8 protein-coding genes are annotated in these 7,230 nt (G+C 66.5%); 5 read left to right on the top strand and 3 right to left on the bottom strand.

Features of this window, described 5'->3' with window-relative positions:
- Positions 1–56: 56 nt before the first annotated feature.
- Positions 57–524 (bottom strand): SET domain-containing protein, encoded by a 468-nt coding sequence (locus tag AC3WL7_RS18690; RefSeq protein ID WP_012479369.1) that lies wholly within the window; start codon positions 522–524, stop codon positions 57–59.
- A gap of 219 nt (positions 525–743) precedes the next feature.
- Here AC3WL7_RS18690 and AC3WL7_RS18685 point away from each other — a divergent pair, with 219 nt between their 5' ends.
- The 5 genes from AC3WL7_RS18685 (at position 744) to AC3WL7_RS18665 (ending at position 6,036) form a co-directional block, all read left to right on the top strand.
- Positions 744–1,199 carry an SUF system Fe-S cluster assembly regulator gene (locus tag AC3WL7_RS18685; protein WP_079220957.1) on the top strand — a complete coding sequence of 152 codons (456 nt, stop codon included), beginning with the start codon at positions 744–746 and terminating at the stop codon, positions 1,197–1,199.
- Between the two features lie 17 nt (positions 1,200–1,216).
- Positions 1,217–2,692 carry a Fe-S cluster assembly protein SufB gene (gene sufB / locus AC3WL7_RS18680; RefSeq protein ID WP_079220956.1) on the top strand — a complete coding sequence of 492 codons (1,476 nt, stop codon included), beginning with the start codon at positions 1,217–1,219 and terminating at the stop codon, positions 2,690–2,692.
- Positions 2,693–2,756: 64 nt separating this feature from the next.
- Positions 2,757–3,521 (top strand): Fe-S cluster assembly ATPase SufC, encoded by a 765-nt coding sequence (gene sufC / locus AC3WL7_RS18675; RefSeq protein ID WP_108746119.1) that lies wholly within the window; start codon positions 2,757–2,759, stop codon positions 3,519–3,521.
- The gene (gene sufD, locus AC3WL7_RS18670) at positions 3,521–4,783 is read left to right on the top strand and encodes a Fe-S cluster assembly protein SufD (protein WP_492752385.1); all 1,263 of its coding nucleotides are present in this window, start codon (positions 3,521–3,523) and stop codon (positions 4,781–4,783) included. Before sufC ends, sufD begins: the two co-directional genes overlap by 1 nt.
- Positions 4,780–6,036 carry a cysteine desulfurase gene (locus AC3WL7_RS18665; protein ID WP_492752383.1) on the top strand — a complete coding sequence of 419 codons (1,257 nt, stop codon included), beginning with the start codon at positions 4,780–4,782 and terminating at the stop codon, positions 6,034–6,036. The genes sufD and AC3WL7_RS18665 overlap by 4 nt, the downstream gene beginning before the upstream one ends.
- 68 nt (positions 6,037–6,104) lie before the next feature.
- On the opposite strand, the gene AC3WL7_RS18660 is transcribed toward AC3WL7_RS18665, so the two are convergent.
- Positions 6,105–6,584 (bottom strand): hypothetical protein, encoded by a 480-nt coding sequence (locus AC3WL7_RS18660; protein ID WP_492752382.1) that lies wholly within the window; start codon positions 6,582–6,584, stop codon positions 6,105–6,107.
- Between the two features lie 107 nt (positions 6,585–6,691).
- On the bottom strand, positions 6,692–7,162 hold the full coding sequence (locus AC3WL7_RS18655) for a hypothetical protein (protein WP_492752380.1): 471 nt from the start codon (positions 7,160–7,162) through the stop codon (positions 6,692–6,694).
- Between the last annotated feature and the right edge of the window lie 68 nt (positions 7,163–7,230).

The raw sequence follows: 7,230 nt of genomic DNA, 5'->3' as shown, positions 1-7,230 counted from the left end.
GGCCGGCATCGCGATCAGGCCCATGCCGGCCAGCGGCCGGCACTACCCCATACCGGTCAGCGCTTGGGCTGCAGCATCGTGCCGGTGCACTTGGGCGAGCCGCAGCGGCACTCCCAGATCTTCTTCAGCTTTGCCGTGTGGCGCTCGGCCAGGGTGATGCCGTAGTTGTAGGTCAGCTCCTCGCCGGCCTTGATATCGCGCAGGGCCTCGATGAAGACCTTGTCGCCACGGCTGTCGCCGTCCTCGTCTTCCTCGATCACCGCTTCGCAGTTCGGGTCGCAGCTGTGGTTGATCCAGCGTGCGTCGTTGCCCTTGTAGTTGGCGTCGATCACCCAGTCGTCGTTGAGGGTGAACAGGAAGGTATGGCCGCTTTCGACGTCGCCGCTGTCATCGGCATCGACATCACCGTGGCTGCGCAGCAGGCCCTTGTACTGGATCACGCGCTCGCCCTGCTTGATCGGGGCCACGGCGAACACGCCGTTGCCATGGATGGCGGACTTGCGGGCTTGGATCTTCTTGGGCATCGGCAAGGGAGGTCTGCAGCGAAAGGAACCCCGATTCTCACCCATTCCGGGTGATTGCGAAAACAACCCGCATGCCGCAGCATTACGCCCCGGTGGCGCCCGGTGTGTTGTTCCCGGCCCGCCCAGGACCGCCCCCAGCGCTGGCTGAATGCCCGGGTTGGATGCTGGCGAAGAAAAGCGTACAATTTCAGTCCGCTTTAAGAACCACTCGCATCCCCCATGTTGCGCGTCACCAAACTTACCGATTACGCCACCGTCGTGCTGACCGTGCTTGCCGCCCGCCCGGGTGAAGTGCTGAGCGCGACCGAGCTGGCCGAATTCACCGGTCTGGAACCGCCCACCGTCAGCAAGGTGCTCAAGCCGCTGGCCCAGGCCGGCCTGGTCGAGGGCCTGCGCGGCGTCCGCGGCGGCTACCGGCTGACCCGCCCGTCCATCGAGATCTCGCTGTTCGAAGTGGTCGAAGCGATGGAAGGGCCGCTGGCCCTGACCGAATGCAGCCACGACCACCACCAGTGCGGCATGGCGCCCAAGTGCGGCGCGCGCAGCAGCTGGCGGCTGATCAACGACGTGGTTTCCGAGGCCCTGCGCGATGTCACCCTCGCCCAGATCCTGCCCCCCCTTCCCCTTGTCGATGACGAACAGCGCCGCACCATCGCTGTCGACGTCGTCTCCTGATCCGTAGGCAGCCCCCCATGGCCACCGAAACCATCGAAACCGTCGCCCACGACGACACCCCCAACCGCGAGATCCATGAGCAGCTCGGCCGCAAGTATTCGGCCGGCTTCATCACCGAGATCGAATCGGACTCCCTGCCGCCGGGCCTGGACGAGGACACCATCCGCGCCCTGTCGGCCAAGAAGGAAGAGCCCGAGTGGATGACGCAGTGGCGCCTGGACGCCTACCGCCACTTCCTGACCATGCCGATGCCGAACTGGGCCAAGCTGCAGATCGCCCCGATCGACCTGCAGGCGCTCAGCTACTACTCCGCGCCGAAGGGCCCGAAGTACGCCTCGCTGGATGACGTGCCCAAGGAACTGCTCGATACCTACGACAAGCTGGGCGTGCCGCTGCACGAGCGCGCCAAGCTGGCCGGCGTGGCGGTGGACGCGGTGTTCGACTCGGTGTCTGTCGGTACCACCTTCCGCAAGGAGCTGGCCGAGAAGGGCATCATCTTCTGTTCGATGTCCGAGGCCATCAAGGAACACCCGGAGCTGGTGCGCCAGTACCTGGGCACCGTGGTGCCGGTGGGCGACAACTACTTCGCCGCGCTCAACTCGGCGGTCTTCTCCGATGGCAGCTTCGTGTTCATTCCCAAGGGCGTGCGCTGCCCGATGGAACTGAGCACCTACTTCCGCATCAACGCCGGCCACACCGGCCAGTTCGAGCGCACCCTCATCGTGTGCGAGGACAAGGCCTACGTGTCCTACCTGGAAGGCTGCACCGCGCCGATGCGCGATGAGAACCAGCTGCACGCCGCGGTGGTCGAGCTGGTCGCGCTGGAAGATGCCGAGATCAAGTACTCCACCGTGCAGAACTGGTACCCGGGCGACGAGAACGGCGTCGGCGGCATCTACAACTTCGTCACCAAGCGTGCCGAATGCCGTGGTGCGCGCAGCAAGGTCACCTGGACCCAGGTCGAGACCGGTTCGGCCATCACCTGGAAGTACCCCTCCTGCGTGCTGCTGGGCGACGATTCGGTGGGCGAGTTCCATTCCGTGGCGCTGACCCACCACCGCCAGCAGGCCGACACCGGCACCAAGATGATCCACGTCGGCAAGCGCACCAAGAGCAAGATCGTCAGCAAGGGCATCAGCGCCGGCCGCGGCCAGAACACCTACCGCGGCCTGGTCAAGGTCGACCGCAACGCCGATGGCGCGCGCAACTACACCCAGTGCGATTCGCTGCTGATCGGCAAGCAGTGCGGTGCCCACACCTTCCCCTACATCGAGGTGAAGAACCCGGGCGCGACCGTCGAGCACGAGGCCACCACCTCCAAGATCTCCGACGACCAGCTGTTCTACTGCCGCGCCCGTGGCATCAGCCAGGAAGACGCGGTGTCGATGATCGTCGACGGCTTCTGCAAGCAGGTGTTCCGCGAACTGCCGATGGAATTCGCAGTGGAAGCCAAGAAGCTGCTGGAAGTCTCGCTGGAAGGTTCGGTCGGCTGACCCGCCTGCTGCCCTCGTTCTGATTATTCAGCCACGCATGGCGTGGCTCTACTGGATTCGTATCATGCTGAAGATCGACAACCTCCACGCCCGCATCGGCGACAAGGAAATCCTCAAGGGCCTGTCCCTGGAAGTGAAGCCTGGCCAGGTGCACGCCATCATGGGCCCCAACGGCGCCGGCAAGTCCACCCTGGGCAATGTCCTGGCCGGCCGTGACGGCTATGAAGTGACCGAAGGCAGCGTGCAGTTCGAAGGCAGCGACCTGCTCGACCAGGATCCGGAAGCGCGCGCCGCCGCCGGCCTGTTCCTGGCCTTCCAGTACCCGGTGGAAATCCCGGGCGTGAACAACACCTACTTCCTGCGCGCGGCACTGAATGCCCAGCGCAAGGCACGTGGCGAGGAAGAACTCGATTCCATGCAGTTCCTCAAGCTGGTGCGGCAGAAGCTGGCCGTGCTGCATTTGAAGGACGAACTGCTGCACCGTGGCGTCAACGAAGGCTTCTCCGGTGGCGAGAAGAAGCGCAACGAGATCTTCCAGCTGGCCGTGCTCGAGCCGAAGCTGGCGATCCTCGACGAAACCGATTCGGGCCTGGACATCGACGCGCTGAAGAGCGTGGCCGACGGCGTCAACGCGCTGCGCGCGGCCGACCGTTCGTTCCTGGTCATCACCCACTACCAGCGCCTGCTGGACTACATCAAGCCGGACGTGGTGCACGTGCTGGCCGATGGTCGCATCGTCAAGACCGGTGGCCCGGAACTGGCCCTGGAACTGGAAGCGCACGGCTACGATTTCCTCAAGGATCGCGTGGTGCGCGAGGCGGCGGTCTGATGAGCGCCCTGCTCGACTCGATGGCCCAGGCCTTCTGCGGCAGCGATGCGCGCCGCGAAGTGCTCGACACGGTGCTGCGCGATGGCCTGCCGGCCGCCCGCAGCGAAGCCTGGAAGTACACCTCGCTGCGCCAGCTGGAGCGTCGCGCTTTCGCCGTCGCGCCGCTGTCGCCGCCGGCGCTGGACGTGGCCGTGCTGGAAGACATCCCGGCACCGCGCCTGGTGTTCGTCAACGGCCGCCTCAGCGACGCGCTCAGCGACACCCACGGCCTGCCGGCCGGCGTGCAGCTGGAGCCGCTGTCCACGGCGCTGGCCGCCGGTGAGGATGCCGCGCGTTTCCTCGGCCGCCGCTACGAGCGCAGCGACGACGTGTTCGCCCGCCTCAATGCTGCGCTGGCTGATGAGGGCGTGGTGCTGCGCGTGGACGAAGGCGTGCAGGTCGAGGTGCCGCTGCAGCTGGTGTTCGCCAGCGTGGCCGGCGATACCGACCTGGCCTGGCACCACCGCCACCTGATCGAACTGCGTGCCGGTGCCAGCCTTGGCGTGGTCGAGCACCGCTTCAGCGTGGGCGATTCGGCGCACCTGGACAACACCGTGCTGCATGCCCACGTGGCCCGCGACGCCGTGCTCAAGCACGCCCGCGTGCAGGCCGGCAGCGCACGCCAGACCAGCTTCCTGCGTACCGATGCGGTGCTGGCACGCGATGCCCAGTACCACCGCGTGGACCTGGAGCTGGGCGCTGCACTCAGCCGCCACGAACTGAACGTGCGCCTGGAAGGCGACAACGCCCAGCTGACCGCCAATGGCGTGCTGCTCGGCAATGGTCGCCGCCATGTCGATACCCGCCTGGGCATCGATCACATCGCCCGCGATACCAGCAGCGAGCTGCTGTGGCGCGGCGTGGCGGCCAACCGCAGCCGCGTGGTGTTCCATGGCGGCATCCAGATCCGCGAAGGCGCCGACGGTACCGACGCGAACCTGTCCAACAAGAACCTGCTGCTGTCGGCCGACGCCGAGATCGACACCCAGCCGGTGCTGGTGATCGACGCCGACGAAGTTAAGGCCGCCCACGGTGCCACCGTCGGCCAGCTCGATGCCAATGCGCTGTTCTACCTGCGCTCGCGCGGCCTGCCGCAGCCGCAGGCACAGGCGCTGCTGAGCGCCGCGTTCTGCCACGAGCCGCTGAAGGTGCTGCCCGAAGCGCTGCGCGAACAGCTGGCGCGCCGCCTGGACAAGGCCCTGGCCGAGGCAGGCGTGGCATGAACCTGTCCACGCCGCGCCCGATCGAATCCCCCGCCGGCACCCCCGACTGGGACCGCGTCCGCCTCGACTTCCCGCTGCTGATGCGCGAAGTGCACGGCAAGCCGCTGGTGTATTTCGACAACGCCAACACCGGCCAGAAGCCGGTGCAGGTGATCGGCGCGGTGGACGAGTTCTACCGCCGCTACAACGCCAACGTCAGCCGTGCCGTGCACGCGCTGGGCACCGAGGCCACCGACGCCTACGAGGGTGCGCGCAACAAGCTGGCCCGCTTCCTCAACGTGCGCAGCAACGAGCTGGTGCTGTGCAGCGGCACCACCTTCGCCATCAACCTGGTGGCGTACTCGTGGGCGCTGCCGCGGCTGAAGGCCGGTGATGTCATTCTGGTCTCGCGCATGGAACACCATGCCAACATCGTGCCGTGGCAGCTGGTCGCCCAGCGCACCGGTGCAACCATCCGCGTGGCCGAGATCACCCCCGATGGCGCGCTGGACCTGGATGCACTGCGCCGCGCGATGACCCCCGAGGTCAAGCTGCTGGCCGTGGCCCACGTCTCCAACGTGCTGGGCACGGTCAACCCGGTGCGCGAGATCTGCCGTGAAGCGCGCAAGCGCGGCATCATCACCGTGGTCGATGGTTCGCAGGCCGTGCCGCACCGCAAGGTCGACGTGGCTGCGATCGGCTGCGACTTCTACGCCCTCACCGGCCACAAGATGTGCGGCCCGACCGGCACCGGCGTGCTGTGGGCACGCCGCGAGCACCTCGACGCGATGCCGCCGTTCCTCGGCGGTGGCGAGATGATCAAGGAAGTCAGCTTCGACGGCACCGTGTTCAACGATGCCCCGCACAAGTTCGAAGCCGGCACCCCGAACATCGCCGGCTTCATCGGCCTGGGCGTGGCCGTGGATTACCTTCAGGGCCTGGGCCTGGAGCACGTGGAAGCGCGTGAGGCCGAGCTGCTGGCGCACTTCACCGAAGAGCTGCGCAAGGTCGATGGCCTGCGCATCCTCGGCGAAGCACCGGAAAAGGCCGCTGTGGTGTCCTTCCTGATCGACGGCGCGCACGCGCACGACCTGGCCACCCTGCTGGACCTGGAAGGCGTGGCCGTGCGTTCAGGCCAGCACTGCGCACACCCGCTGCTGCAGTATTACGGCGTCGCCGCCACCTGCCGTGCCTCACTGGCGTTCTACAACACGCACGCCGAGATCGAGCGCTTCATGGCTGCGCTGACCAAGGTACGCAAGCTGCTGGGCTGAGGCTCTGGCAGCTTGACGGAAGCAGAACGCCACGGGAGACCGTGGCGTTTTTCGTTGGTTCCGCTGCGTTACATGCGCGATGGCCCGCGCTCGCGGCGCGCCCGGGTGAACCCGGAGAATTCCACTGCATAGCCGCCACCGTTGTCTAACAGCACGGTGTGCCGGTAGCGCCCCGGTTCGACCACCGATACCTCATGCACCAGCACATCGACGCCGGGGTCGTCACTGCACAGCGTTTCCTGCAGGAGATAGCCCACCACGCCCGAGTACATCATCAGCATTTCGCCTTCGAACTGCTGATCAAGCAGGACCACCTCGATGCTGACCGTCGCCCCTTCGGCACCGTCAACAGCCGACTTTTCAACCCGGAACGCGCTCATGCGCGCGTCGTGCAGGGAATCGCGGCCGCGCAGCGCGTAGTTGCTGAAATCGAGCGCGAACTCGCGAAGTGTCTCGGGCAAGTCCGCCGCTGCCCCTGCCAGGTAGTCGAAGTAGGCATCGAAATGCCACCCCTGCGCATCCTGGCGAATCCAGTTCATTGCGATCATGGTGTCCCGCATGTCCTCCGGCCTGGCCATGCCGCCAGGCGCTGTGATGGCGTCATCGTCTCACATCGTTTGCAGAGGGCCTGGCCAGCACAGCGCCCCACGCCCGGTCACGCCTGCAACCGTCGTACCGACGCCACGCACAGCTGGGCCGGCCATCTGCCTAGATGCCCCTTGCCGAACATCGCATCGGGTCGCGCCGCCGACACGATCCCGGTCATTTCAACGGCCTGCTCCGTCGGCAGCGTCATCGGCGCAATGCCCTCCACCCAGATGCCGTCCGCCGCCCACCGGTCACGTACCGGCGGCCCCGGATGCAGCGCCGACATTTCCCAGCCATCGACATACGCGCCACGCACCTTCACCAAGCGGCCCTGGTAGCGGACCGGGTGCGCGCGCAGTTTCTCCAGCGCGACAGGCAGTGCACGCGTCGGGTTGAACCTGGGGCAGGCAAAGCTGTTGAACGCAGCGTCCCTGCCCGCAACGGAGGCATCCATGCGCGCCAGAAGGGTGGAGAACGCCACGACCAGACCGAGCGTCACGACCTTCGCAGCCACACCGCCTCCGCTTTGCCTGTTCATTCCTGCCTCCTGCGGGAACGCGATGAACGGGGAGCATAGCCGGTACCCGGGGACCTGAGTCCTTCTTC

The organism is Stenotrophomonas sp. FW305-3-2-15-E-LB1 (genome assembly GCF_058787375.1).
The sequence above is the reverse complement of the archived record's forward strand: the minus strand, read 5'-3'. Positions and strand labels throughout refer to the sequence as shown.